Origin of the sequence: Algoriphagus aestuariicola (assembly GCF_017254835.1) — a bacterium.
GTDB lineage: Bacteria > Bacteroidota > Bacteroidia > Cytophagales > Cyclobacteriaceae > Algoriphagus > Algoriphagus aestuariicola.
The window spans coordinates 325,355-351,816 of the sequence record NZ_JAFKCW010000001.1 but is presented as its reverse complement, the minus strand read 5'-3'; the positions used below and the strand labels follow the sequence as shown (position 1 = coordinate 351,816).

Below are 26,462 nucleotides of genomic sequence, written 5' to 3'. Positions count from 1 at the left end.
CCGCCTACCTAAACATAAATCCAGACGGCCCTCTCCCCACTTCCATGCTCTTTACTTCGGTTCCGTCTTTGCCAAAAACGGTGACTGTTCCTGCTCCCTGAAAATCATTTGCATTGCTTAGGTAGACTTCCTGTCGCATTTGATCATAGCCGATACCATAAAATCCCGAACCGCTTGTCCAGTCAGGAATCAATGTTGTATCAAAGATTGAAACTACCGCGACTCCATCTTGGTATTCAGGCCATCCACTACTGGTGACGATGTAGATCTTCGAATCCTCGCCAAGTGCGATTCTTCCTGTAGCCTGGCCAACCGGCAGCTCTCGAAACTCTTTCTTGGTCAGGTTATCCCTATGAAAAGACTGAAAATAAACATGGTCGGAATCGTAAGAATAAACCCATAGGTCACCATTTTGCTCAAAGAATTGCACGGGACGTCCAGTTACCTCTAATGACTTGACGACCTCTTCCTTTTCAGCGTCAATGATTTCTATCTGGCTTTCCTCGGATCCTGCGACAAACACATATTTGCCGAAAGCAAAAAGATCCTCAGGTTTGTTGGAGACCTCGATCTTCTTTTTCACGGTGCCTCCATCCAAGCCGGAGACAACAGCGATATAGGAATCCGGAGTTGCATAGCTGGCGTCATAAGGTCCATAATCCGAGATGAACAACTTGCCGCTGGCCGTAGCCAAGGACCTTGGCTGATCCAAGTCTGCCGATACAGCGCCGATGGATTTGAAGTCGCCTGGGTTGACGATTTCCACCTTTCCGGTATTTGCGACTAAGTAAAGTCTATCCTGTTCCAGCACCATATCTTCAACCAATCCTGCAAAAGGCCGGCTGTTTTCCAACTCGAAGATATCCTTCGTGAGCGTTTCGGTAGATGGATCGTAGTGATAAACCTCTCCATCATTCGTTCCAAAGTTTCCTTCATTCATGATCAGGATTCCCGTGTCATATTTTCCTAGGGGTTTTTCGCCGCCGTTATCATTACAAGAAAAAGCAAAAATTAGCAGGACAAGCGCCCAAAGTTGATTTTTGAAAATGTACTTCATAAGTGTATGGTTAAATTAAGTTGATACGATCTGCCCGGCATGGCTCGGAGATAGAGGACTTGGTAGTTCTTGTCCAGCAGGTTGAGCACCTGAAAACTGAGCGGGAAGCTGGTCTTGCCCCAGTGCAGTTTGGAAAATAAGAGGCCCGCATTCCAAACTTGGTACGCGTCCATGATTCGGGCGCCGCCCGTACCGATGGAGCGCTGGCCTACGAAAAAGGAGGACAAATTGAGGGAGATCCAGTCGCGAGTAGCGCTGAGGTTTCCATTTGCCTGATGCTCGGGCGTATAGGGCAGCTGTTTGGGATTCTCGGGCTCCGTGGTCAAGTCCAAAGCTTGGGAAAAAGTATAGCCCATCATCCAGGCCCATTCCAATCTTCCCGTTTTCCACTCTGCCTTTCCCTGGTATTCTATGCCCTGATTTTTGACCTCCCGTATATTTTGAGGAGTCCAAACAGAGCCCATTGGCAGCCAGATGATCCAGTTATCTACCTGCATTCGATAGTAGGTAAGGCTTTGCTCCCATGAAAAAGAGGCCTTTTTCTCCCAACTCACCCCAATTTCCCCGTTCAGGCTCTCCTCATGTAGCAAGTCGGGATTGCCGCCTGGCTCCCAGAATCGGTCGTTGAGCGTCGGCACCTTGAAGCCTTTGCCCAACGAAGCCTTCAGCAGGACTTGATGTTTTCCATTTTCCCAAAACTTCCAATCTGCCCCTATGCTCGGCAAGAAAGGCTCAAAGTTCTCGGGATAGGCCAACTGTCGAAGATTCAGGGAGACCGACAGACCTTCGCCAGCATACCAGCGTGCGGATTGGTAAAATTCATAGCGCCGATCTGTGGCGCTATAGGTACTCAAGTCCCCCCGGACGAGGGTAGCCCTTGCCCCTGCCTTAAAGTTCCAGTCCTCGCCCGGTGAAAAATCATAGTCCGTTGCAAGCAAAAACTGGCGGGTTTGGTTTAAACTACCATTAAAGATTTGCTGATCTTGGATGAAACCCGACTTCAGATTCAAAGTCGAGTGCCTTCCAAAACGGTAATAGTCAAGCACCGCCCGGATGCTTTCGTCGGATTGCCGATCTTGTGTATGGGATCCCATCGGCGGCTGGATCTCACGATCCGACTTTTGCCACCAAAAAGCAGCCTTGAGTTGATCCTGCGTACTGAGGTTCCAAGCCATATCTTGCACCAGCCCGATCTGCTCGACTTGTGCATGGTCTTCGCGCACCTCCGGAGTTCCAGCCTGGGCTAGATCTTGGTAGCGAAAATCGTTGTTGGCAAACTGGCGGTAAAGACGGGTTTTGGCGCTGAAGCTTTTGCCTAACCCTCGAAGGGTTTCAATCCCTTGGAGGGTTGATTCTTTCGAAGAAAAACCGCCAGAAAACGAGGTATTGAACAATCCAAAGCTGCCGACTGTCTGGGAAAGTGCCGCTTGAAACCCTTTGCCAAAGTCACTTTCCGAAGAAAGGTGAAGGCTTCCCCCTATGGCCTCATTTCCAAAAAGCGCCCCTGCACTGCCAAATTGAAGTTGGACCCGATCCATCGCCTCTACTGGCAGGATGCTCAGGTCACTTTGGCCAAGTGAGGGGCTGTTGATGGGAAGCCCGTTCCAAAAGACCGCGGTGTGCCCGGCGGAAGTGCCCCGGAAAGAAGGCGAGGCCAACATTCCCGCACCGTATTGACGGATGAAGAGGGGGCTTTTCTCCTGCAGAAGATCCCCCAACGATCGGGCGGAGTAAGCTCTGAGCGTCTCTACCTCAAAGTCGACAACCTTTTGCCCTTGGGCGTAGCGATCCAAAGCTGGCGCATACACCTCCACAGGCTGCAGGGAAACCGTGTCCTGCACCGGAACAAAACCAAAAACCGTAACTACCCAAAGCAGCAGCGTCATGCCAGATCGAATTTGTTGCAACTCGATTCGGGCTTGAAGAGAAATAGAAAGAATTGAAAACTATCCAAACCCACGCGTGGGAAGGGAAATAGACAAATCCTTTTTGCTTTTCCTCCGAAAGCACAGAATCCAACGATCGAGGCAGGTCTCCTGGCTCGTCTGACTTTTGCCGGCCTTCTCTCTCCTCCCGATGACTCCCGATAGGTATCGGGACGGGACGGAAAAATGGCATAGTGGCGCAAAAGCTTTTTCCCGATCCCGATGGCTATCGGTAAGGGACAGACTTACAGTTGCGGGGACAGCTCCGGTTTTGCACCGGATTCCCTTTTCATCCCAAGCGCCGAACCCGTTTCCGAAAACTATCGGGACGGGACGGATTGGGAACCTAAATCGCTGCAAAGTAAAGCGATTTTGATTTGGCAGAAAAGCGAGAGACGATCAATAATTTTGGAAAACAGCCAAGATCTCTTTTACCTTGGCAGAATATTTCGTTCGGATCATTCCATGTTTGCAAGATTTCAAAAACACTTTTTACCCTCGTATCCAAGCACTTACCTACTGGCTCTATCGAGTATTTTCCTACTTCTTTCCTGCGGAAAACCAACAGAGAACACCCTTGAGAAAAAACCGCTAATCCTGGAATATGCCCAGGGATTCGAGATTTTCCGCGGTGAAGATTTCTGGGAAATCCATGTGACTCAAGGCTACACTGGCGCGGAAAAAACCTATCGCTACCTGGTTCTGGAAGAGGATTCGAGGGCTGAACGAAACGGTTTTGACGCCATAGTACAGCTGCCGATAGCCAAGGTGGTGATGACATCCACCACGCAAATTCCCCACCTCGACCTGCTGGGTCAAACAGATCTCTTGGCTGGATTCCCCAACACTGACCTGATCTCCTCCCCCGCCGCACGCACTCGCGTCGACTCGAAAAAAGTCACCGACCTGGGCAGTGGTCCCTCCGCCAATCCCGAAATGGTGATAGACCTTCGGCCGGACTGGATAATGATCTCCACTTTGGGCGAGGACTTGCGCTACCTGGATCTTTTGACACAAGCAGGCATACCCGCGCTGATCAACGGGGAATATGTGGAGCAAAATCCCCTTGGCAGAGCGGAATGGATCAAATTCACGGGAATTTTGCTCGGAAAATACGAGGAGTCTGTAACTGTCTTCAACGAAATAGAAAAAGCCTACCAAGATGCCGAAAAGCTAGCCGCGTCGATTCCATCGGAGAAAAAACCAAAAGTGCTCAGCGGAGTGATGTATCAGGACATCTGGTACGCACCGGGAGCGGAGAGCTGGGGTGCACGCATCCTTGAAAACGCCGGAGGAGCTTACTTATTCGCCGATCAGGCAGGGACTGGAAGCCTTCAGCTCAATTACGAATTTGTGCTGGACAGGGGTATGGAAGCCGACTTTTGGATAGGTTCGGCTGACTTTCCAAATCTAAAAACCATGGGAACTTCGGAGCCTCGCTACCAAGCTTTTCAGGCTTGGCAAAACGGGCAGGTTTTCACCTACACCGCCAAAAAAGGTGCCACCGGCGGATTGGAATATTTTGAGTTGGGGTATGTGCGGCCGGACTTGATCCTAAAGGATCTGATAAAAATCCTGCATCCCGACCTGCTGCCGGATTACGAAATGTACTTTTACCAAAAATTGAACTAGACCAAAACCAATGTCGGAGTCAGAGTTTACACTGATCCAGACCATACCAGCATGCGCCCCTACCTCTTTCCTATCGGTCTCCTAGTCCTCGGACTGAGCTTCCTGCTCAACCTAGGTCTGGGATCCGTCATGATTCCTTTTGGGGAAATCGCCTCGGGGATAGTATCTGGCGATTGGTCAAAAAACTCCTGGGAGCAGATCATTCTAAACTACAGACTACCTAAGGCTTTGGTGGCGGTTTTTGCAGGAGTGGGATTGAGTGTGAGCGGGCTGCAGATGCAGACTTTCTTCAGAAATCCGCTCGCGGGCCCCTTCGTCTTGGGCATCAGCTCGGGAGCGGGACTTGGTGTGGCAGTGTTGATTTTGGCAGGTAGCGCATTTGGCCTTGTCATCAGCGGAATCAACTCCTGGGCCATCGCAACGGCAGGGGTCCTGGGTGCAGGCCTGGTACTTTCCGGAGTGAGCTTGGTTGCTTGGCGGGTCAAGGACAGCATGACCTTGTTGATCGTCGGATTGATGTTTGGCTCCGCCGTTTCCGCCGTGATTTCGGTGCTTTCCTATTTTTCCGGAGCTGAGGCGCTAAAGTTGTTTACCGTCTGGTCCATGGGCAGCCTCGGTGCCCTGGGCTGGTCGCAGGTTGGCATTGTGGGGCTGCTGATTTTATTAGGTTCTATCCCGGTAGTTGGCTCGATCAAGTCCTACAATGCGCTTTTGCTAGGGGAAGTTTATGCCAAGAGTATGGGTATTCACACCTCCCAAATGCGCTGGCTGATGATCGTCAGCACGGGTATTCTGGCCGGAGGCATCACGGCATTTTGTGGTCCGATAGCCTTTGTAGGCATTGCCGTGCCCCATCTGGCGAGAATAGTTTGGAAGAGTTCTGACCACCGGGTTCTTTTTCCCGGCTCAGCCCTTATTGGCGCGATCTTGCTACTCCTTTGTGATGCAGCAGGGCAGCTTCCTGGCATGGCCAGCACACTTCCCATCAACGCGGTAACATCCCTGGTAGGAGCTCCGATCGTGATTGCCCTGATTCTGAAGCGCAACTTTAGTCGGGACTTTTAAGAAATGAGAAAACACCAGCCACATATCGCACTGGAAGGAAAGGGACTAACGCTCGGCTATCGCCGAAAAAACTCCCGGAAAGAAGTTCTTCGAAATCTGGATTTTCAGCTTTTCCAAGGCGAACTCACCTGCCTTCTTGGACCCAATGGGGTTGGAAAATCCACCTTGATCAAGGCGATTTTGGGACATGTCAAGCCTTGGGCGGGAGAAATCAGGATTGACGAAGAGCTCATTCAGGGACAAAAACCGGAACAGCTCGCCAAGCGGATTTCCGTCGTCCTGACCGATCCGGTTTTCCCCGGCAACATGACTGTGGGGCAGCTGGTCGCCTTGGGAAGAACTCCACATACCGGCTGGCTCGGAAAATTGACCTCAATGGATTGCGAAATCGTCGAAAAGGCACTGTCCGACACCAAAACGAACGCAATCCGGGACGAGCGACTGAGCGAAATCAGTGACGGCCAAAGACAAAAAGCAATGGTCGCCCGTGCGCTGGCCCAAGATGGGCAGCTCATCATCCTGGACGAACCTACAGCCCATCTCGACCTCGAAAACAGACTGGAAATCATGCATTTGTTAAGGGATATTGCATGCAGGCAAGGGAAGTCGGTCTTGGTCGTGACACACGATCTGGATATTGCACTGGAGACTGCAGATCGCTTTTGGCTGATGGGGAGAGATCGGGCGCTGATTAGTGGACTTCCCGAGGATCTGATCCTCTCCGGACAGATAGACTTGCTTCTTCCTACAGAGAAATACGGATTTAACCTAGATCGGGGAAAAGTGGAACAGAAATCCACTGCAACCAAAAATTGGACGATAGAGGCAGATCCCAGCCTTCGGCTTTGGGTAGAAAAAGCCCTTGAAAAAGCGGGAATAGCTCATTTGACGCAGACGGCGCACATCAAACGGGAGCCGTTTGCCATTTTTTACAAGGAAATGGAATTCAATAGCTTAGCAGACTTTATCGACTTCTTGAAGAACTAGAGAGAATCAAGCTACTTTGCTCCACTCGAGCCAATCTACCTTTTCCCACCTACTCTACTGATCAAGCCCAACGCAAAATCAAACTTCAAAGAAAAATGGAGCTATCTTACCTTACTTTTTCAGGCCGTGGGAAATAAGAAAAGAGGCTGGAAAATTTCATTAATATTGCTTTATCCCATCTTCCTGGTTGGAAGCCTGGGCTTCGCGCCTTTTCCATTTTGGCGTGGCTATTCAGTCAAACAATGGAGCAATGGATCTGCAACAATTAATCGATGACTATCTAGAGGGCAGGATGAGCCCCGAGGACAGGAGACTTTTTGAAAACCTGATCGAAGAAAACCCTCGATACCAAGCCGAGCTTGCCCAGCAGGAAAGCGGAAAGGCAGCGCTGCGTTTGGCTGGACAGAGTCACCGCAGCAAAACCGCCAACCTAAAGTCTTGGCTTTTTTCCGTAGGTGTCGGAGCAATCATTGTCTTGGCTGCTGCATTGCTTTGGCTGACACTGGGGCTGAGTCCCGGGGAGAAAATCTTCAAAAAACACTACGAGACTTTACCCAATCAGATCACTGCCAGCAGCTATGGCCAAAGCAATGCAGATCTGAAGGCACAGGCCTTTCAAGCCTATGAGGCAAAGGATTTTGAAAAAGCTGCACAGCTGTTTGACCGAATTCCTTCGAGGCCGGACTCGGAATACGTGTTTTTGTATCACGGCATCTGTCAGCTCGAATTGGATAGGCCGGAGAAAGCAATCCCTCTGCTAAACTTGGTGAAGTCCAACTCAACTACCGCTTCCAAAGAAGTGGCCTCCTGGTTTGCAGCGCTTGCCTACTTCAAGCTGGATATGCTAGAAAAAGGAAAACAGGCACTCCAGGTCACAGCTGCCAAACCCAACCCCTATCAAACCCAAGCCAGGACCTTGCTCGAAACACTAAAGTGAGGATTGATCCTTTCTAAGCAAATGCTAATGTTTCCGCAAGCCGCTGGGATTTGTGAAGAAGCTTGGGCCCTTAAGTAGTATTCTGAGTATAATTTCCTTTTCCCCAAGGTCTGGGTGCGTAGAATTTAAGCGCAAGTCCAAGTCTGCCACTTGGTTAACAGCCCCTTATCAACTATTTTGCCTTTGCAGTCTTACTTTTTGCCTGCCAACCCAAAAAACCTCAACCTATGAACAAGCCCCTACTTGCGCTGCTCTTTGTCTCAGCCCTGACTTTTTCCTGCGAAAAACCCATTCCCCAACTCTCCGACGAGGAATATGCAGCACTTACCGACGAGCAAAAACGCTCCGTGGAGCATGCCCTCGACGGCATCAAAGTACTGGATGATCGTCTGGAATTGACACTTTTCGCCTCCGAACCCATGATGACCAATCCAACCAATATGGACATCGACGACCGGGGCAGGATTTGGATTACCGAAGCCTACAACTACCGCACGCAACTCAATCCGAAAAACCCAACCAAAGCCGAAGGGGATCGGATTTTGATTCTCGAAGACACGGACGGAGACGGCAAAGCCGATAAATCCACAGTTTTCTATCAGGGAACTGACATCAATGCCGCTTTGGGCATCGCCGTTTTTGGCAATAAAATCTTCGTCTCCGTCAGCCCGAATGTCTTTGTCTTCACGGACGAAAACGGGGACGACGTGCCGGACAGCAAGGAAGTCCTTTTCACAGGAGTGGGTGGAGTGCAGCACGATCACGGCATGCACGCCTTCACCTTTGCGCCGGATGGCAAGCTCTATTTCAACTATGGAAATGAAGGCAAAGGCTTGCACAAAGGTGACGGTTCGCCGATCCTCGACCCGATGGGACGACCGGTCAACTCCGAAACCGCACCCTATCAGGAAGGAATGGTTTTCCGCTGCGATCCGGATGGCAGCAACGTGGAAATCCTCGGTTGGAACTTCCGAAACAACTACGAAGTGGCCGTCGATAGCTACGGACGCATGTGGCAAAGTGACAACGACGACGACGGCAACCGCTCCACCCGGATCAACTTTGTGATGGACTATGGCAACTACGGCTTCAAGGACGAAATGACCAAAAGTGACTGGAGAACCCGCCGCATCAATATGGAAGACTCCGTCTGGCAGCAGCACTGGCACCTCAACGATCCCGGCGTAGTGCCAAACCTGATCCAAAACTATGCAGGTTCGCCCACCGGCATCCTCGTCTACGAGGGCAAACTCCTCCCTGCCGAATACCAAAACCAGGTCATCCATGCCGATGCCGGCCCCAATGTGATCCGCATGTATCCGGTGGAAACTTCCGGCGCGGGCTTTACCGGTTCGGTCACACCGATTCTCGATGGCAATACCCGCGACAACTGGTTTCGCCCTTCCGATGTGACCGTGGCACCTGACGGCTCGATCTTTATCTCCGACTGGTACGATCCGGGCGTGGGTGGACATGCTGTAGGCGATCAGGACAAAGGCCGTGTCTACCGACTTGCTCCCAAAAAGTCAAAATATCAGGTTTCCGCTCCTGACTATTCCTCCATCGAATCCCTGATCGAGCTGGTGCAAAATCCCAACCGAGCGATTCATTTCAAGGCTTTTATGGCCCTTAGGGAAAAAGGAGCTGAGGCAACCGAAGCCTTGGAAAAACTTTACGAATCCGAGGATCCCCGCATGAAAGCCCGTGCGTTTTGGTTGCTGAGCAAGCTGCCAAATGGCAACGATTACATCCAAAAAGCCGCGACCGACTCGGATGAAAATATCCGTGTGGCTGCTGTCCGTGCTTCCCGAATCAACGGAATGAAGGACACCAACTTCTTGCTGACCCTAGCTGGAGATGCTTCGGCCCAAGTGCGAAGAGAAGTGGCGGTAGCGATCCGCTACGAGGATCAGCCTGCGGTCTGGCAAAAACTGGCCGAGTCCTACCAATCTGGGGACCGCTGGTACTTGGAGGCGCTTGGCATCGCGGCGGAATACCGATGGGACAGCTATTTGCCGGCCTATCTGGAGAAAGCTGGCGCAAACTGGACCGCATCCCCTGAAGCCAAAGACCTTGTGTGGAGATCCAGATCAACGCAAACTCCCGAACTGCTCGAGCAAATGATCCTGGCGGAAAATAGCCCTGCCGATCACCGCTACTACCGTGCGCTGGACTTCCAGAATGCGGATCTAAAAAACCAAACCCTCAAAAATCTCTTGGCCAAAGGTCAAAACGAAGATCAGGTCATTATCCTTCGCCAAGCGGCTTTCGATACCCAAAAGCCGGATGCTACCCTACTCAACCTGGCCAAAGCCAAGTCCGGTGAAATCGCCGACGATCAGGACTTCCTCGATATCGTCCGTAAATACCAACTCAAAGACCAAAAGGATCGGGTGCTAAGCATCGTCTATCAAGATAAAGACGGCCGAATGGCTGGTGCCGCAGCAAATATCTTCACCAACCTGTACGGTTTGGGAGAAGTGGAAAAAGCCATGAAAGATCAGGACGAAAGCAAAGCTGTAGCTACCATCCGCAAGTTTGGCGTGGTGGACAACAAAGAGATGGCCACGCTCCTGAGCAAGTTCTGGAACAATCCAAATGCCCCGGCCGAAGTCCGCACAGCAGCCATGGAGGAGATGAAAGGCTATCAGTCTGAGGCGACACTATGGGAATATGCCGAGAAAGATCAAATCCCTGCAGAGCTACTTCCCATCGCTCAGAAGATCCTGATGTCTACCTGGAACTCCAACCTCCGCCAACTTGCCACCGAGAAATATGGCAGCAGCCTGAATACCAACTATGACATCCCCAAGATGCTGGCCGCAACCGGAGACATCGAGAAAGGAAAGACCATCGCCGCCACCTACTGCGTGGCTTGCCATAAGATCGGAACGGAAGGCATCGACTTCGGTCCGGGCCTAAGTGAGATCGGAGACAAGCTGAGCAAGGAAGCCCTGATCAACTCGATCATCAATCCATCCGAAGGCATGGGCTTCGGCTACGAAACCCAACTGGTCAAATTCAAAGACGGTAAGGAAATTCGCTGCATCGTCAACTCCAAAACTGAAAACGACCTGATCGTGAAGCTCGTCGGCATGGGCGAACAAACCATCTACAAACTCGCCGACATCGAATCCATCACCCAGCTCGACGAATCCCTCATGCCTATGTTCCCCTTAACCGAAGAAGAATTGGTGGATCTAGTGAGTTATCTGGCGGGGTTGAGGAAGTGAGGATAAATTGAAAAGTGCTAAAAAATATTTTCGAATTTATTTCGATAGGGATGCCATATCAAACAAAATTCGTCACCGCAGACATTAATCGTATTAAAAAGTGCTATATGGAGATAAAGGAAAAATTTGAGGGTTTTAAAAGTGCAGAAAGACCAACAATTGGTTTAGCATTAGTTTTTGATATTTCTGGGTTCACAAACTTTTTTAACAAGCCCGATATTCACTATTATGTGACGGATTATATTAATCAAATCATAAATTGTGTTGAGACAAATATTTTTGGAGGGTTAGATTTTTGGTCTAACGAAGAGGAAGACGAAATTGATGCACTTGATGCTAAACCAATACTAAGAAAATTTTTAGGTGATGGCATGCTGTATGTCTGGGAAGATAATGATGAGGGAATTCTCTCCGTTCCAGATATAAAGATAGACCTTATTAATCGGCTATGGAATATTCAATTGAAATTTGATAAAATCAATAAGCGACTTAATGAAACAATCCCAATTGGTGATTTGCCAAATTCCATAAAGTTTGGAATTGCACAGGGAACTATTTTTAAGTTAACAGAAGTAAATGGCACTATTGACTGCATCGGACCCTGTATAAATTTAGCATCGAGACTTGTAAAGTATAGTCACGAAATTAATTTCATAGCCTCTGCTCGTTTAAACTTACCAAAACAAAAACTTGAAGAAAATGGCTACTTTAGAATAATTGCTAAAGAATTAAGAAGTTTTGAGAATGAGATTGTAATTATTGACAAGAATGATTATGAAAACGTCAACCTGGCTGACAAAAAAAGACTATTTAGAGAGCTGTGAAAATCACCCTCACCAAAGCACTCACTATTCGTTTCCGGTCCGGGGAACAAACCATATATAGCCGCTATCCAAAAGTTTGACCCCTCTAGGCGGTGTCTAGTTATTTCTCATTCTGTGATCAAATGAGAGCTTGCTGCTCTGAGCGTAGTCATCTAGTTTCTCGACTGTTTACCAAATTGACGTTGGACTGAGCGTAGATTGTAACTACGCTCGACCATCTAAACTAATTTATAATTCGCTAAAAAACGAACATCTAAGAAATATTACTCAGCATAAAAATTGGTGTTATATAAGATTGGATTCTAACCACGCAAAAAATATTTTGATAAAAAAAATAAAATTTTTAAAAATGAACAAAAAAGATCAATTTTTAAAGTATTCTAAAAACCTTGAGTTAGTGTTATCAAGCTTTAATAAACCAGTAAGATTAGTCAATAAACATACTGAAGGAAATTATATTTGCCCAATTGGATTTACCAATCATTCCATTGAAGGCCTTAACGAAACCTATTCAGATCAGCTTTCCATTGAACACGCACCTCCAAGGTCATTGGGAGGGAAAGCCATCTGTCTTGTGAGAAAAGACCTGAATAATAAATCAGGACATGAAAATGACAAAGCTCTGATTAGATATATTGAAACAACACAGTTTAAACGAGGAGAATCCACCATAATGACTAGGATGAATCTCAATTTACCTAGGTTAAAATCACCAAAAGCTAAGTTTCATATTGATTCAGAAAATCGACTAAACTTTATTTTTAATAATATTACTTTAAAAGACCATATAGGTGAATCAGATTTGAAAAATGATTATCAATTTAAATTTGAGTTCAAACTTCAGGAAATCAATCAAGCTATAAAAAACATTCTGTTAAAAATTGCATACCTTCATGCATTTAAGAGCATTGGTTATATTTTGTGTTTTGGCCCGAAAGAAATTTATAATAAAAACTATAAGAAGGTAAGAGAACAAATCTTAAACTCTGATAAAGAAATCATACCAATTGTCTTTGAAATATCAAGAGTTAAAAAGTTTGATGGAGTTGCTATAATTACAGACCCGAAAGAATTTGCATCAATAATTGTCAGCTATCCTCTTACATTAAACGGAATAACTGATTATGTAAGTGTTATGCTCCCTGCACCCGATTCGAGAGGCTTTAGCGCATTAGAACTTATAAAGAAACAAGGGAATTTGGATTTTAAATTCCAAACCCTTCCACAAATCGAAATTTGGAAGAATAAAGAAAGCGCTATTTATTTTTATAATTTCTGGAAACATTATAATGGAATCGTTTGACATAGAAACTCTATTAAATCCCCACCTCGGCGTAGTCTATTACTTTCTCGTTGAGTGACCACTTGAGCGATTGCCTAGGCGTAGGTACTATCTTTCAAACCAAGAGTTTTCTGAAAATTTTTACCTTTACGATACCGGAGAGGAAGCATACAGTGATCGTTCACTTGGATGTTTACCTTGTGTAGTGCCGACTAGATCGGCACTACTTTTTACAGCTTTTGCAGTGCTGAGGTGAAACCTGAGAATTAAATAAAATTCATTTAACCTTCGTGAGATTTGAAATAAGACTAACCCATTAATTCCTTAACTCTAGAAAAGAGTCTATTTAGAATTTTCAATTTATTTTCATCCAACATTAAATAGCTAGGATAAAGAATATAGGAACCTTTATCATTAAGCATAATACTTAATAATAAAGGCTTTCCAATTACGTCAATTTCATGGGCTCTTTTAACTAAATCTGGCAAAACAAAATCCACAACTTGTCCGAATGGAATGGTAGAATTAAATAGAATCCCTGTAAGATTATCAATATTTATAATAGAAATACTTTTTTTCTGAACAAACTCTGTTAAAGAATTACTACTTCGGAAATCTTTCAAAATATTCCCAGTTGAACCACAAATTTCTAAAAATAATTCTTTCTCGCTTGAGAATTCTTTATCTAAAAAGTAGTCGAGTAAACCAACAGGTTCAGTATAATAATAAACACTTTTCCATTCTTTATATGATTTTGGAAAATATCTTAAAAATAAATTTTCCATACATCGTATTCCTACAATTTCCCTTTCAATTTTTTCCCTATCAAACACCTGATACTCAATCTGTGAAGCTAGGCCTTTTAAATTCTGATTAAGACCAGTTGATGCTATAGTGGAATAAAACCCAATAAATCCATGACATGAATTAGATTTAACTCTGTCTAAAATATTCTGTTCTATCCTTGGGCTGATTGAAGCTCCTGAGTAAGCATAATGTTTGCAACTTACTAGCCAGACAATTTCTGTCACACCACTTATTCCTTTCCTTAACTCTCTAATTTTCAGATCCACACCACGATCAGCCCCTCTAGAAGGTGACTCAATAATTTGATAACCAATTGCTTCAAAAAAATCTCTTGCAAAATTTTCAAAAACATCTTGATTACCATCAAATGAATTTGCCTTTGGTATTTCTTTAAAATCTATTATCATTTCGATTGTTTGGCTTGTGGGGATCATACATCTAAACTAAGAAAATATGATTTCATTCAGATTGGATGTAGTGTTGTAGTATATACCCTAAAGGGGATCAAACCCTTTTCAAACAAAAAAGCCTACCTGAATAACAGAAAGGCCATTTTCCCCAAGATTATTGGTCTTTATTTCTCCAACATCCTCTTCAACAATTCCATCTTCTCTTTTTCAGATTCAAGCAGTCGCTCGTAAAGCTTTTTATTTTCTTCAAGTGCCTCAACCCATTTTTCAATCGGATTCACATTGAATGTGGTATGATAATTAACACCGCTGAATTGACCATTAAATGACGAATTAAAAAAATTGATGGCGGTTTCCTCATTAAAACTTTTAATCGCCTCCGTCGGAACTTTCAGGATCTCGGCGACCTGACGCAAGAGCTCCTCCTCCACTTCTTCCTTTTGCTCCAGCAGGCTGACCTTCTTCTGGGACCAGTCTTCTCCGAGTTCGTGTGCCAAGGCTTCCTGCTTGATGCCCATCATCTCTCTGAATCGCTTGATATTCCGGCCGTGGTGGATCTTTTCGTTCATAGTCTGAAGTATTAGAAAGGGAAATTAGGAAAATCTCCCCAAAGTCTTTGGACTAATTTATTCCTTAGGACAGAGAACGGCAAGGGAATGGCCGGGATGCGTCATTTTTTCAGGAAAAAAGTGTCGGGAAGAGTGATGCGTCATTGCTGTTAGTAATAATTTAGAGATGGCAGGATTTTGCCATTGATTAGCCGCCAAGTTCCGAAATTACGTCTGAGTTCGCCCTCCTAGCACAAACTATTGATAAGAAGGGCGCGGTGGCCTGATGGGACAAGCCGTCAATAAAATGTCCAGTGGACATTTTTAGGCTTGGGCCAGCTTGAAGGGGAGCGCCGGCGACCGGCCTCGTGCGGTAAGGACCGAGCGTTAAGAATCAGTTCAGTGAACTGATTTAGCGAGGGGCCAGCTTGCAGGGCAGGGCAAATCTTGATTTTTTCGTTCTTTTTTATCAAGAAAAAAGAACAAAGAAATGAAAAGCCTCAAAAGATCGCTTCGGGATCAAAATCCGAAAAAATGACTTGATAATCAGAATGGTCCCTCGCAATGACGCTGGGTTTCGTCTTTACTGCTTAGTTTGACAGCCATTTCTGAATTCTAAATTCTTGATATCGGCCATGCCTACGGCATTTTCCAAAAACATTCAATCATCTTTTAAATCCAGCCATTAAAATGGCTGGCTAAAGTATCGGTCATGCCTACGGCATTTTTTCCGGATAATATCCCGTCCTGAAAGCAGTTACTCGTTGGATTTGTCCACCGAGAAATATTCCCTACCCTACAGCCTGGCTGCTCGCTGGATTTGTCCAGTAGAAAAATCCATAACGTTCGCCCCTCCCGTAGGGACGACCCATCTCCTAGCCAGAGGTTTTAACGGTTGCATTTAGGTTGGCCATATATCCAGACAGAGTCCCGTAGGGACGGCCGATATCCTAGCCAGAGGTTTCAACCTCTGGAATTTGAAATGACAATAGAGTCTGGCAAAGTCCCGTAGGGACGGACGAAATAATTTTATCCGCATTATATCTAAATAGACACATCTCACCCTACAATCTGGCTGCTCGCCGGATTTCTCCACCGGACAAATCCTTAACGCTCGCCATTCCCATTGGGACGACCCATCTCCTCGCCAGAGGTTTTAACCTCTGGAAAAGTCCCATCGGGACGGCCGATGTCCATTCAAACGCTATTAAACAAATCCTGATTTTTTAAATCCTATACCGGCCATGCCTACGGCATTTTGGAAAACCACAAAAACATCCATTAAACCAGCCATTAAAATGGCTGGCTAAAGTATCGGTCATGCCTACGGCATTTTTTCCGGATAATACCCCGCCCTGAAAGCAGTTACTCGCTGGATTTGTCCAGTAGAAAAATCCATAACGTTCGCCCCTCCCGTAGGGACGACCCATCTCCTAGCCAGAGGTTTTAACGGTTGGATTTAGGTTGGCCATATATCCAGACAGAGTCCCGTAGGGACGGCCGATATCCTAGCCAGAGGTTTCAACCTCTGGAATTTGAAATGACAATAGAGTCTGGCAAAGTCCCGTAGGGACGGACGAAATAATTTTATCCGCATTATATCTAAATAGACACATCTCACCCTACAATCTGGCTGCTCGCCGGATTTCTCCACCGGACAAATCCTTAACGCTCGCCATTCCCATTGGGACGGACGATATTCTATTCCAATTCTTTAAAGAGATATTCTGGCAAAAACTCCACATTATGGGCCTTCAACATCATAAGATATTCCTCTTTGAAGGTCATTTTCTGATGATGGGTTTCCTGATTTTTCGCATAGTCAAAAACAGTAGCAATCTCTTTTTCACTGTAGGTAAAGGAACCAAAAGCCGATTGCCATTCAAATCTGTGTTCAAGCAACTTTGATTCGTTTAACCACTTGGATGATTTGGATTTGGCATTCTTCATTATTTCGGAAACAGAATGTTTCGGGAAAAACCGGAAAAGACAATGAACATGGTCAAAATGTCCGTTGACGATTAGCGTCTTTGCCCCAGTCTCGTTGATCAGATTTCCAATTACTCCGTACAGCTCGCTTTTGAAGGAATCTTCAATAACTGCTTTTCTGTATTTAACCGCAAAGACTGCCTGGCAATACATCTTTGAATAGGTATTCGGCATGGTAGTTTAATCGTTAATTCTAAAACTAATTTAACCAATATCGGCCATGCCTACGGCATTTTTATGAACTCCTCATTCCTTTTTACCAGCCATTGAAATGGTTGGCTAGATAATCGGTCATGCCTACGGCATTAATTCTGAATTGACCTATCCCGCCCTGCAAGCTGGCTGCTCGCCAGATTTGTCCACTAAAAAATAATCCTTTACAGTCCCGTAGGGACGACCCATCTCCTAGCCAGAGGTTTTAACCTCTGGAGACAAGTTTGACAATAAATTGGGGAAAGTCCCATCGGGACGGCCGATATCCATTCAAACGCTATTAAACAAATCCTGATATTTTAAATCCTATATCGGCCATGCCTACGGCATTTTGGCAAAACACAAAACATCCATTAAACCAGCCATTAATGGTTCGACTCCGCTCACCACCCATGGCTGGCTACCTGATCGGTAATGCCTACGGCATTGTTCTACAGTAAATCCCCCACCCTGCAAGCTAGCTGCTCGCTAGATTTGTCCACCGGACAAATCCTTAACGCTCGCCCCTCCCGTAGGGACGACCCATCTCCTAGCCAGAGGTTTTAACCTCTGGAGACAAGTTTGACGATAAATTGGGGAAAGTCCCGTAGGGAGGATATTATTTCATCAGCATAACCCAATATCCTCGAGAGGTACGGCTTCCAATCCCTTTTTTTGAAAGCAATCCCATGCCTACCAAAAGATTGCTTCGGGATCGAAAGGCTCAAAAATAACTTGCTAGTCAAAAACGATCCCTCGCAATGACGTAGGAACCAAACCGAATATTTTATTCCGCCTTTTTTCTAATTCATCCCCGCACAGAATGGGATAGAAGTCCTTGTCCGCCCAATTTTCGGGCGAACCAATTAAAAAACACCATGAGTTTCATCCACATCTCTAATATCAACAATTCTGTGATGTCCTTTGGCGGCGAGGTGAATGTCACATACTCCTCTGAATCAAAAGTGATCACCGAACTGCTTCTTCAGGCCCTGGAAATGAACAGAAAATTGGTGGAAGCAATAAGTAAGGAATGGGAAACGGAAGAACAGTGTATAGATCATGTTACCCTTCTGATCCAGGAGAACAAAAAACTGGAACTCTCTGCAACCCAAAATCTCAAATCCCACTTGCCATGAAGCCTTTGACACCTACTCCCGGCAAGGAGCTCTTTGAACTTCACGATCCCGAAACTATCCAGAAGTATCTGTGGGAAATGCATAAAGGTTGGATTTGCTACTTAAGTGAGCACATGGAAGGCGAAGATCCTGCCATCCGACTATTCTTTTTTGAGCTACTTTGGAACTGGTTTTCGGAAAACATCCCATCAACTACAAAGCCCGAAAAGTGAATTTAAGTCCAGTTGGTTTATTTAGGGTTACGATAGTTTTCTTTTAGGTTTCTGATAGGTGTTACCTAGGCTAATAACCTAAACAAACACTAGGCTAACACCTTGTATATCTATTCATTATAATGTGAGGTATTTTGTTTTTTTGATTGTTTTCTTTAGTTTGATTCTGGATTTGTTTAACCTATAGATTTTTAAGCCTATGGCTACTCTACCCAACTCCAACGTGATCCTGCCCAAGGGCAAAATCGGAAATCTGGTTTTTTACACCCTTAATGGCAAAACGGTGGTTCGCAGCAGACCAGCTTCAAATCACAAAAACAAGAATCATCCAAGTCCTCTTCAGTTGATTCAGCGGGAAAAACTCAAAACTATCAACGCCTTCCTCAAACCCATCAAACAGGCGCTGGACTTTGGCTATCAGGAATTCCTTACCCAAAGCAAAAAAGGAATGCACTGGGCCTATTCTGAAATTAACAACAAGGGCTATAATCACACGCGGGATCCCGGAATCGATCCGGCATTTCTGAGGGTTAGCAAGGGAAACTTGCTTGGGCCTGAAAACCCCCAAGTCCATAGAAACGGAAATTCGATTGAAATCACCTGGTCGGACAACTCCACCGAAGGAAAAGCCCGGGCATCAGACGAGACATTTATTTTGTGCTATTGCCCAGAGGAAAAAACACATATCTGGCCGAAAAGTAAATTCCGCAGAAATGACGGCCGGGCAGTACTCGAATTGACTTCGGAGCAATCGGTTAAGTCCTGGCACGTCTATCTTGCTTTCAGTCAAACGAATGGAAAGACCCAGACTTCCATCCTTTCCGATTCAGTGTATCTTGGTAGGGTGTGATTTTGGTTTTCAATAAACAATGATTCAATTGAACGATTTGAAACTTGACAATAACCTGATTTCCTCAAAATCCATAGCCATCAATGCTGGTCCTGAGATAGTTTGGGGGATACTTACAGATCCGACCTGGATAAGTCAGTACTTATTTGGCGCAGAAACGATCACAGACTGGAAACCCGGCAGCGCTATCCTTTTTAGGATCAAATTTGATAACCAGGTATTCATTGACAAGGGTATTGTCGTCGAATGCAATGAGCCGGAATCCCTGAAATACCGCTATTGGAGTGGCTTCTGTGGATTGGAAGACAAACCCGAAAACTATTCCATCGTCAGCTATCACATCGAAAAAATTGACAGCAAGGCCTCGAAACTCACTTGGAGCCAAACAGGCTTTGTAGACGAGCAAAGCAGATCGAGCTCAGAAAATTCCCTGGTGAATATCTTGGGGCAGATTAAGTCCTTTGCTGAGCACTGAATGAAAAACAAAAAGATGATTGAGCACTGCTCCCCCATCCGAGCGTAGTTTAATGTCGGCCCCCTCAAAAACCCCAGAGTTCGAGCATTCTACAGTAATATTTCAGAGGCGAAAAATCCGTATGATCTATTGCTTAGAAAGACAGCACCCCATATATTTAAATCAAACCAAAAAAAGAGCTAAGGTATACTTCGTCCCGCGCCCAAGTAGGCTGAGGCAAGGGGCTGGGGATTCTGAAAAGAGTTTCATTCAAAAAAGATAGTATGAAATACGTTTTTTTTGATGGATTTTGAATTTTCGTTAGTATATTCGTTTCAAACTAAGCTTTAGCTCTTTGACCTGTCTTTTTGTCTGATTAAACAATTGTTAAACGCGTTTCCGACATCATCTCCGATAGAACCCAGTCATGGCTTACAAGCCCGCTCAGTTTCTCTCAACGACTTGTGAACCAAGGGGATTTATCGTTCAAATATCACCCAAACAATTATTGGCTGCATCGCCATTAATTCATTTTCAAACTAACCACTCCCCTGCAGCTACTTTTTTTCATCAGACAACAGCGGTTAATTTAGGTAGAGGTAGACTAATAAACCATAAATAAAGTCCTATAAGTCTCAAATTTCCACGTAATGAAAAAGGCGACGATAAGATCCATAGTTCTACTTTTTTGGGCCGCACTTTTTGTTCAGGCCGGGCTCATGTTTCACTTTAAAATCGAGCCCTATCCGACTTTTCGATTTCCCGGCTTCGGAGGAAAAGTTCAAACAGGGGGAATAAAAAATTTCGACCAGTACGAAATTTATCTTCACAGTAGTGGAAAAGGGGATAGCGTCATGTATCCACTAGACCAATTCCTCCCAGATATCAGTTTCAAAAAGCCAACACTCGATTTAATAGCGGATAAGTACCAAAATGATCAAGCACGAACGCCTGAAAAAAAAGATTTTGAAGAATGGCTTTCAAAAAACTTGGCCAAAAACATCCCAGACAAAGAATTCTCAAGAATCTCAATATTAGAGGTTCAACACAGCTATAATCTGGAGACGAACGAATTAAAAAATGATAGGACTTTGATCAACTATTTCAACATAGAATTGAATCCCAATGAATAAAATACTTTATCATATTGATCATTTGATTTTCGATGAATATCGAATGGATCCAAAAGCCTTGGGGATTTACAGAATAGTATTCAGCATACTGATAATTTTTGTACTCGGCATTCCTGATTTTAGATATCTTGGACAGTATCCTGATCTGATCTTTCAGCCACCAGCTTTAAGCTATGCGCAATTGCTTGATGGCCTACCGCCCGCCTATATTTTTGGTATTTTTTCATCCTTGCTTGTTCTCTTTCATTTCTGTGTTCTTTTCGGCCTATTTACAAGGTTCTGCTCAATAGGATTGACTATTTTATACCTTATCCTTTTTACATTAAAGTTTTCGTTTGGCAAAATAGACCATTCTTGGATGGTGACGCTTTGGATCCCCCTGCTCTTGGGAATAGCCGGCTGGGGTTCTGAATATTCCATTGATAAAGCCCTTAAAAAAAGGAAAATCAATCTAGCAGGATGGCCCATTTTTATTTTAGCAAGTATTCTGGTATTTGGCATGTTCGCTGCTGGCATGCCAAAGTTGACTAGTGATTGGCTTTCTTTAGACACACAAGCGGTGAGAGCTCGTTTTATAAGTGACTATTTCATAAGCGAGCGTCAAGAGCTCCTAGCTCCTTTGTTTTTAGAAATCGAATCTGTATTCATTTGGGAATTATTCGATTACGTGGGCGTTCTATTTGAGCTAGCGTTCTTGCTCCTGCTCTTTAAAAAGAGATTTCTCTCTTGGTACATCGTTCTCGCATTATTCTTTCACATTATGAATCTGCTAATCATGAACATTAATTTTTCTGGCAATCTGCCGATTTACCTATTGTTCTTGCCCTATGATTATATTTTTGAGAAAAAGATCAACCTTAAATGGACTTATCCGAATTGGCTGATGATTTTAATAGGAAGTTTCGGACTATATTTCATACTATGGTTTTTTTATGAGATTCCTCTAAATATAGTTGGTCTCGCTTACATCCTAAATATTGACTCAAACATCACTAGCTTAGTAATTATGGTATGCATTTTTATTTGGTATGTGTATGCTATTTTCAGACAGCTTAGAACTGAATGGTCAAAAAAAATCCCAACAACAGTAGAAATAAAAAGCATTTGATAGCTGTAAATAAAACAAAGAAATACGACGCAGTAATCGTAGGATCGGGTCCAAATGGGCTTGCTGCTGGAATTGTTCTCGCTCAAAAAGGGAAAAAGGTTAAAATTATCGAGGGTAGCGATAGCGTTGGTGGGGGTGCCCGAACAAAATTTCTGACACTGCCGGAATACAAACATGACGTGTGCTCTGCCATTCATCCCATGGCTCTAGCATCGCCTTTTTTCGCTTCCCTGCCTTTACACCAATACGGCCTCAAATGGATTACGCCTCCCTTTCCAGTTGCTCATCCTCTAGATGATCTACCTGCCGTCATTATGGATCTTGACATTCATAAGACTGCAAACGGACTAGGCATAGATGGAGACGCATATCTAAAGCTATTCAAGCCGATCATTAAGGATTTCAACGCCTTACTGCCGGACTTACTAGGCCCCTTTAATCCAGTGCCTAAAAATCCACTTAAGGTGGCAAAATTTGGTTTGAATGCCATTAGGTCCGCAGAGTCACTTATAAATTCAAAATTTAAAGAAAAGCAAAGCCGCGCACTTTTGGCAGGTCTCGCAGCCCACTCCATACAGCCGCTTGACAACATAGCTACATCAGCCATAACATTGATTTTGGGAGCCGCAGGTCATGTGGTAGGCTGGCCATTACCAGAAGGTGGTTCCCAAGCACTCTCCAATGCTTTAGCTGACCATTTTACATTTTTGGGAGGTGAAATAGAAACAGGGAATATGGTCACATCTGTGGAGCAATTGACAGATGCCACCACTGTTCTCTTTGACATTACGCCAAAGCAAATCCTAGCCATTGCCGAAAGTAAAATACCTGATTTTTATGTGAAAAAATTAAAGCGTTACCGCTATGGTCCAGGAATATTTAAGCTTGATATAGCCCTTGATGGACCCATTCCTTGGAAAGATGAAAATTGTAAAAAAGCAGGCACCGTCCATATTGGCGGGACATTTGAAGAAATCGCCCAGGCTGAACGACAGGTATTTGAAGGTAAGCATTGCGAAAAACCATTTGTGCTGCTGGCACAGCAGAGCCTCTTCGACCAAACTCGAGCACCTAACGGGAAGCATACGGTTTGGGCATATTGCCACGTCCCCAACGGTTCAACTAGGGATATGACCCAGCCTATTGAAGACCAAATCGAGCGATTTGCACCAGGTTTTAAGGATCTGATTCTTTTCCGTAAAAAGATGAATTCTGTAGAGATGCAGGCTTATAACCCCAATTATATTGGAGGTGATATAAACGGTGGCATACAAGATCTTCGACAACTCTTTACTCGACCGGCTAATCTTTTTGACCCTTATAGAATTCCTGATACCTCCTTTTTTATATGCAGTTCATCATCCCCTCCAGGTGGTGGGGTTCATGGGATGTGTGGCTATCATGCCGCTCAGGCAGTATTGAAATATCTAGGGTGATTTTGAAAGCCAGAGATTAATAAAATCGAAATCCAATCCTGTTGAATCATAATACTTGGAAAAGTGAGGTAATCGCGACGAAGCATCTTTGGGGCTCCTATCCCCCAGATCTTTGAAAAAACAGGCATAGGGGAGATAAAAGGACACGTGTCTGATCGTGGTTTGTCCGTGCTGCAAGCTTGCCTTTGGTTAAAAAGCTTTATTAAAGTTACTCTGATGCTCGATGCTGCCTTTATTATTTCAAAACGAATTTGCTTTTCGCTAGAGATAAAAAATTAGCCAAACAAAAATTGGGTGCGTCGAAATATCACAAGCACTGATATAGAAGCAGGTTCAACAAATTGCCGGCTATCAGTTATCCTTTTTCTATTCCAATCACAAATTCGACCTTTGACACCTATTCCCATTTGCCAAGGTTTCCTCAATGAATATGTCCAAGTCACCGTCGCCCCATTCGTATCCAGGATTGAAGTTGGTGTTGATCCTGATTTTGGGACTGGGAATTGCCTGTAAAGAAACACCCACGAACGAGGAAGCTATTCGGCCTGAGGAGAGTCGATTCACCCAGAAAGTGGTGGTGGAAGGCTTGGAAGAACCCCTGCAACTGGAATTTGACAAAAGTGGACAGGTGTATTGGATTGAGCGAATTGGTCAGGTCAAAAGGTTCAATGAAAACACCGGATCTGTTGAACTCTTGGGAAAACTGAATCTTGCCAAAGCGCCTGCGCCCGGATTGATCGGGATATTGTTGGACAGGGAATTTGAAAAAAGTAAACTGCTGTATCTTTTCTATTCGGCGGAAGCGGACAAGGGAGAGGCCATGCGACTTTCCAGATTTGAATTGGAAAATGATGGCAAGCTGGATATAGCCACTGAAAAGATCATCCTGACAATTCCCTGGGAACAGCCGGATGGTTCGCATTTCGGGGGCGGAATGACTTGGGATAATGGGGGAAATCTATACCTCAGCATCGGAGCAGACTCGCATGCTACCCAATATTCCCCACTTCCATTTACTAATGAAGGTGGAAGAGGGCAAGATGAAGCACGTACCGCCGGGAATACGAATGATCTGAGGGGAACCATCATTCGGATAAAGCCTCAATCCGATGGCAGCTACAGCATTCCCGAAGGCAATTTGTTTGCCCAGGGTAGCCCAAATACATTGCCTGAGATCTATATCATGGGCAACCGAAACCCATGGCGGGTATCCATTGACTCCAAAACCCAATACCTGCACTGGGGGGAGGTTGGACCGGATGCAGGAGTGGATTCGGAGGAATTAGGGCCGATGGGCTATGATGAGTTCAACGTCGCCAAAAGAGCCGGAAATTTTGGTTGGCCCTACTTTATTGGCTACAACAGAGCTTACAAGAGTTATGACTACAGCACCGGGAATTATGGAAAAGCCTATGATCCCGACTCCAGCTATAACGATTCCCCCAACAATACTGGACTCAAAATCCTCCCTCCTGCTCAGCCGGCACTGATCGCCTATCCTTATCAGGTGTCAGAAGAGTGGCCAATTCTTGGAAGTGCAGCACGTTCAGCGGTGGGTGGACCAATATTTAGGAAGGCTGATTTTTCTGAAACGGCCGAAAGGGTATTTCCTAAGTACTTTGAAGGCAAGTGGTTTGTCACCGATTACGTCCGCAATTTTATCATGGTGATAGAAATGGATGAAGATCGCTCCAAGGTAACTTCCCTTGAGCGGTTTCTTCCTGCGGAAATGCACACCCACAGCCAGCCTTTGGATATGGATTTCAGTCCAAACGGGGATTTGTATTTGGTAGAATATGGGATAGGAGGATCGGGGAAAATATCCAGAATTGAATACAATGCCGGAAATAGAGCACCCATCGCAGCAGCCAGTTCATCTGCAATGGATGGAAAGGCTCCCCTGGAATTACAACTGTCATCAGAAGGAAGCCTTGATTTGGACGGTGATCCTCTGACATATCAATGGACTGTCAAAAAGATCGATGGTAATACTCAACAGACTTTCGAAACAGCCAACCCTACATCAAAACTGGAAGAGGAAGGGAAGTATGAGGTCAAACTGGAAATAGCTGATCCCAGCGGGCTTACTTCCTCGGATTCCTTCGTTGTCACTGTCGGTAACAGCAAACCCCAGGTAAAATTCAAGCTAGTGGAAGGAAACCAAAGTTTTTACTTCCCGGATGCCATCATCCGCTATGAAGTTTCTGTCACAGATCCCGATGGCAGCATCGAAAAAGACAAAGTCCTAGTCACGGCCCAATACATTCCCTCCGGCATGGGTTATCCGCAATTGGAGCGCCTGAACAAGCAAGGTGAGCTGAATACTGACACCCAATTAAAACACCTAAATGCAAAAGCCTTGGTACAAAAGTACAATTGCGTCTCCTGCCATACTGAGACCAAAAAATTGGTCGGTCCAGCTTTTCAGGATGTTGCCCTGAAGTATCGAGGAAATCCAAAGGCCTATGAAATACTGACCAAAAGCATTGCAGAAGGTGGATCGGGCAAATGGGGCGATATCGCAATGCCTCCCCAGCCAACCCTAAGTAGCCCTGAAATCTCTCAAATCATCGATTATATATTGGAGATCAATATTGAAGACGCGACCAGCATTCGTTTGGGAAGCTCGGGAAAATACCAGACCCAAGCCTATGAAAAGAAGGGACGCGGAGGAAGGCTGGATTCTTATTTCCGCACTCCTTTGGAGATGGGCTCCTATGTATTTTTGGCAAGCTATACGGACGGAGGTTCAAATGAGACAGAAGGCCTGGAGCTATCCGGCGCCGACTACTTTCTGCTTAGGTTTCCTATTTTGGCGCCCGAAGATGCAGATCTCTTCTCAGAAACCGGGATATCCTATACGCCTTCCACCAATGATCCGGGATTCATATTTACAGGAAAAGGCGGTTACATTGGATTTAACAAGATTGACCTGACGGGAATCAATCAGGTAAAAATCGGTGCTCCGAACAGGTTTTGGCACTGGTCCCATTTTGTGGGGGCCACCATAGAGATCAGATTGGGAAGTCCCGATGGACGTTTGGTTGGTGAGCCATTTACCATACCTGCAGCACCAAAAGGTGAAAAAGGCCCTTTCTTTGGGGAAGCAATGGGCGCTCCTGCCATTATCGATGTGTCAGAGGCAGAAGGAATCCATGACCTATACATCGTAGTAAAAAATCCCGCGGCAAAGGGAAGCGATGCCTTGGTTATGATGACGGGAATCGAGTTTATCAAATAAA

At 45.2% G+C, this 26,462-nt stretch carries 19 protein-coding genes and 1 riboswitch; of the genes, 14 read left to right on the top strand and 5 right to left on the bottom strand.

The annotated features are described in order from the left end of the window. Window positions 1-4: 4 nt before the first annotated feature. Together J0A67_RS01505 and J0A67_RS01500 are read right to left on the bottom strand one after the other, a co-directional pair. Window positions 5-1,057, bottom strand: coding sequence for a YncE family protein (locus J0A67_RS01505; protein WP_206567504.1), 1,053 nt, complete (start codon window positions 1,055-1,057; stop codon window positions 5-7). Continuing rightward, the gene (locus J0A67_RS01500) at window positions 1,054-2,943 is read right to left on the bottom strand and encodes a TonB-dependent receptor plug domain-containing protein (protein ID WP_206567503.1); all 1,890 of its coding nucleotides are present in this window, start codon (window positions 2,941-2,943) and stop codon (window positions 1,054-1,056) included. The genes J0A67_RS01505 and J0A67_RS01500 overlap by 4 nt, the downstream gene beginning before the upstream one ends. Before the next feature lie 123 nt (window positions 2,944-3,066). Beyond that, window positions 3,067-3,303, bottom strand: a riboswitch (cobalamin riboswitch). A 144-nt stretch (window positions 3,304-3,447) separates the two neighbouring features. Here J0A67_RS01500 and J0A67_RS01495 point away from each other — a divergent pair. From J0A67_RS01495 to J0A67_RS01465, 7 genes are all read left to right on the top strand, one after another. After that, entirely contained in the window at window positions 3,448-4,614 is a 1,167-nt protein-coding gene (locus J0A67_RS01495; RefSeq protein ID WP_206567502.1) for an ABC transporter substrate-binding protein, read from the top strand. A 51-nt stretch (window positions 4,615-4,665) separates the two neighbouring features. Continuing rightward, window positions 4,666-5,679, top strand: a complete 1,014-nt coding sequence (locus tag J0A67_RS01490) for an iron chelate uptake ABC transporter family permease subunit (RefSeq protein ID WP_206567501.1) — start codon at window positions 4,666-4,668, stop codon at window positions 5,677-5,679. 3 nt (window positions 5,680-5,682) lie between these two features. Then, on the top strand, window positions 5,683-6,666 hold the full coding sequence (locus tag J0A67_RS01485) for an ABC transporter ATP-binding protein (RefSeq protein WP_206567500.1): 984 nt from the start codon (window positions 5,683-5,685) through the stop codon (window positions 6,664-6,666). Between the two features lie 250 nt (window positions 6,667-6,916). After that, window positions 6,917-7,603, top strand: coding sequence for an anti-sigma factor (locus J0A67_RS01480; RefSeq protein ID WP_206567499.1), 687 nt, complete (start codon window positions 6,917-6,919; stop codon window positions 7,601-7,603). A gap of 227 nt (window positions 7,604-7,830) precedes the next feature. After that, a complete protein-coding gene (locus J0A67_RS01475; RefSeq protein WP_206567498.1) occupies window positions 7,831-10,836 on the top strand; it encodes a PVC-type heme-binding CxxCH protein in 3,006 nt (1,001 codons plus the stop codon). Window positions 10,837-10,943: 107 nt separating this feature from the next. Continuing rightward, window positions 10,944-11,660, top strand: a complete 717-nt coding sequence (locus tag J0A67_RS01470) for a nucleotidyl cyclase domain-containing protein (RefSeq protein WP_206567497.1) — start codon at window positions 10,944-10,946, stop codon at window positions 11,658-11,660. 349 nt (window positions 11,661-12,009) lie between these two features. Continuing rightward, on the top strand, window positions 12,010-12,963 hold the full coding sequence (locus J0A67_RS01465; protein ID WP_206567496.1) for a hypothetical protein: 954 nt from the start codon (window positions 12,010-12,012) through the stop codon (window positions 12,961-12,963). Window positions 12,964-13,250: 287 nt separating this feature from the next. On the opposite strand, the gene J0A67_RS01460 is transcribed toward J0A67_RS01465, so the two are convergent. The 3 genes from J0A67_RS01460 to tnpA form a co-directional block, all read right to left on the bottom strand. Continuing rightward, on the bottom strand, window positions 13,251-14,156 hold the full coding sequence (locus tag J0A67_RS01460) for a restriction endonuclease (RefSeq protein WP_206567495.1): 906 nt from the start codon (window positions 14,154-14,156) through the stop codon (window positions 13,251-13,253). 167 nt (window positions 14,157-14,323) lie between these two features. Continuing rightward, window positions 14,324-14,728 (bottom strand): helix-turn-helix domain-containing protein, encoded by a 405-nt coding sequence (locus J0A67_RS01455; protein ID WP_206567494.1) that lies wholly within the window; start codon window positions 14,726-14,728, stop codon window positions 14,324-14,326. Between the two features lie 1,680 nt (window positions 14,729-16,408). After that, on the bottom strand, window positions 16,409-16,870 hold the full coding sequence (gene tnpA, locus J0A67_RS01450; protein ID WP_206567493.1) for an IS200/IS605 family transposase: 462 nt from the start codon (window positions 16,868-16,870) through the stop codon (window positions 16,409-16,411). An 896-nt stretch (window positions 16,871-17,766) separates the two neighbouring features. Here tnpA and J0A67_RS01445 point away from each other — a divergent pair. The 7 genes from J0A67_RS01445 (at window position 17,767) to J0A67_RS01415 (ending at window position 26,461) form a co-directional block, all read left to right on the top strand. Beyond that, window positions 17,767-18,027, top strand: a complete 261-nt coding sequence (locus J0A67_RS01445) for a hypothetical protein (protein WP_206567492.1) — start codon at window positions 17,767-17,769, stop codon at window positions 18,025-18,027. Continuing rightward, window positions 18,024-18,239 carry a hypothetical protein gene (locus tag J0A67_RS01440; RefSeq protein ID WP_206567491.1) on the top strand — a complete coding sequence of 72 codons (216 nt, stop codon included), beginning with the start codon at window positions 18,024-18,026 and terminating at the stop codon, window positions 18,237-18,239. Before J0A67_RS01445 ends, J0A67_RS01440 begins: the two co-directional genes overlap by 4 nt. Window positions 18,240-18,438: 199 nt before the next feature. Continuing rightward, window positions 18,439-19,089 (top strand): DUF6266 family protein, encoded by a 651-nt coding sequence (locus tag J0A67_RS01435; RefSeq protein WP_206567490.1) that lies wholly within the window; start codon window positions 18,439-18,441, stop codon window positions 19,087-19,089. A 19-nt stretch (window positions 19,090-19,108) separates the two neighbouring features. Next, entirely contained in the window at window positions 19,109-19,564 is a 456-nt protein-coding gene (locus tag J0A67_RS01430; protein ID WP_206567489.1) for an SRPBCC domain-containing protein, read from the top strand. A 1,104-nt stretch (window positions 19,565-20,668) separates the two neighbouring features. Beyond that, a complete protein-coding gene (locus J0A67_RS01425; RefSeq protein WP_206567488.1) occupies window positions 20,669-21,784 on the top strand; it encodes an HTTM domain-containing protein in 1,116 nt (371 codons plus the stop codon). Beyond that, window positions 21,739-23,220, top strand: coding sequence for a phytoene desaturase family protein (locus J0A67_RS01420; protein WP_206567487.1), 1,482 nt, complete (start codon window positions 21,739-21,741; stop codon window positions 23,218-23,220). Before J0A67_RS01425 ends, J0A67_RS01420 begins: the two co-directional genes overlap by 46 nt. 424 nt (window positions 23,221-23,644) lie before the next feature. Next, on the top strand, window positions 23,645-26,461 hold the full coding sequence (locus tag J0A67_RS01415; protein ID WP_206567486.1) for a PQQ-dependent sugar dehydrogenase: 2,817 nt from the start codon (window positions 23,645-23,647) through the stop codon (window positions 26,459-26,461). The last annotated feature ends 1 nt before the right edge of the window (window position 26,462 follow it).

Bases quoted from the DNA above. Each gene is read 5' to 3' on its own strand.
- tnpA (WP_206567493.1), bottom strand. From the start codon at position 16,870: ATGCCGAATACCTATTCAAAGATGTATTGCCAGGCAGTCTTTGCGGTT.
- J0A67_RS01455 (WP_206567494.1), bottom strand. From the start codon at position 14,728: ATGAACGAAAAGATCCACCACGGCCGGAATATCAAGCGATTCAGAGAG.
- J0A67_RS01490 (WP_206567501.1), top strand. From the start codon at position 4,666: ATGCGCCCCTACCTCTTTCCTATCGGTCTCCTAGTCCTCGGACTGAGC.
- J0A67_RS01475 (WP_206567498.1), top strand. From the start codon at position 7,831: ATGAACAAGCCCCTACTTGCGCTGCTCTTTGTCTCAGCCCTGACTTTT.
- J0A67_RS01430 (WP_206567489.1), top strand. From the start codon at position 19,109: ATGATTCAATTGAACGATTTGAAACTTGACAATAACCTGATTTCCTCA.
- J0A67_RS01500 (WP_206567503.1), bottom strand. From the start codon at position 2,943: ATGACGCTGCTGCTTTGGGTAGTTACGGTTTTTGGTTTTGTTCCGGTG.
- J0A67_RS01440 (WP_206567491.1), top strand. From the start codon at position 18,024: ATGAAGCCTTTGACACCTACTCCCGGCAAGGAGCTCTTTGAACTTCAC.
- J0A67_RS01445 (WP_206567492.1), top strand. From the start codon at position 17,767: ATGAGTTTCATCCACATCTCTAATATCAACAATTCTGTGATGTCCTTT.
- J0A67_RS01485 (WP_206567500.1), top strand. From the start codon at position 5,683: ATGAGAAAACACCAGCCACATATCGCACTGGAAGGAAAGGGACTAACG.
- J0A67_RS01480 (WP_206567499.1), top strand. From the start codon at position 6,917: ATGGATCTGCAACAATTAATCGATGACTATCTAGAGGGCAGGATGAGC.
- J0A67_RS01415 (WP_206567486.1), top strand. From the start codon at position 23,645: ATGAATATGTCCAAGTCACCGTCGCCCCATTCGTATCCAGGATTGAAG.
- J0A67_RS01420 (WP_206567487.1), top strand. From the start codon at position 21,739: ATGGTCAAAAAAAATCCCAACAACAGTAGAAATAAAAAGCATTTGATA.
- J0A67_RS01460 (WP_206567495.1), bottom strand. From the start codon at position 14,156: ATGATAATAGATTTTAAAGAAATACCAAAGGCAAATTCATTTGATGGT.
- J0A67_RS01495 (WP_206567502.1), top strand. From the start codon at position 3,448: ATGTTTGCAAGATTTCAAAAACACTTTTTACCCTCGTATCCAAGCACT.
- J0A67_RS01505 (WP_206567504.1), bottom strand. From the start codon at position 1,057: ATGAAGTACATTTTCAAAAATCAACTTTGGGCGCTTGTCCTGCTAATT.
- J0A67_RS01470 (WP_206567497.1), top strand. From the start codon at position 10,944: ATGGAGATAAAGGAAAAATTTGAGGGTTTTAAAAGTGCAGAAAGACCA.
- J0A67_RS01435 (WP_206567490.1), top strand. From the start codon at position 18,439: ATGGCTACTCTACCCAACTCCAACGTGATCCTGCCCAAGGGCAAAATC.
- J0A67_RS01465 (WP_206567496.1), top strand. From the start codon at position 12,010: ATGAACAAAAAAGATCAATTTTTAAAGTATTCTAAAAACCTTGAGTTA.
- J0A67_RS01425 (WP_206567488.1), top strand. From the start codon at position 20,669: ATGAATAAAATACTTTATCATATTGATCATTTGATTTTCGATGAATAT.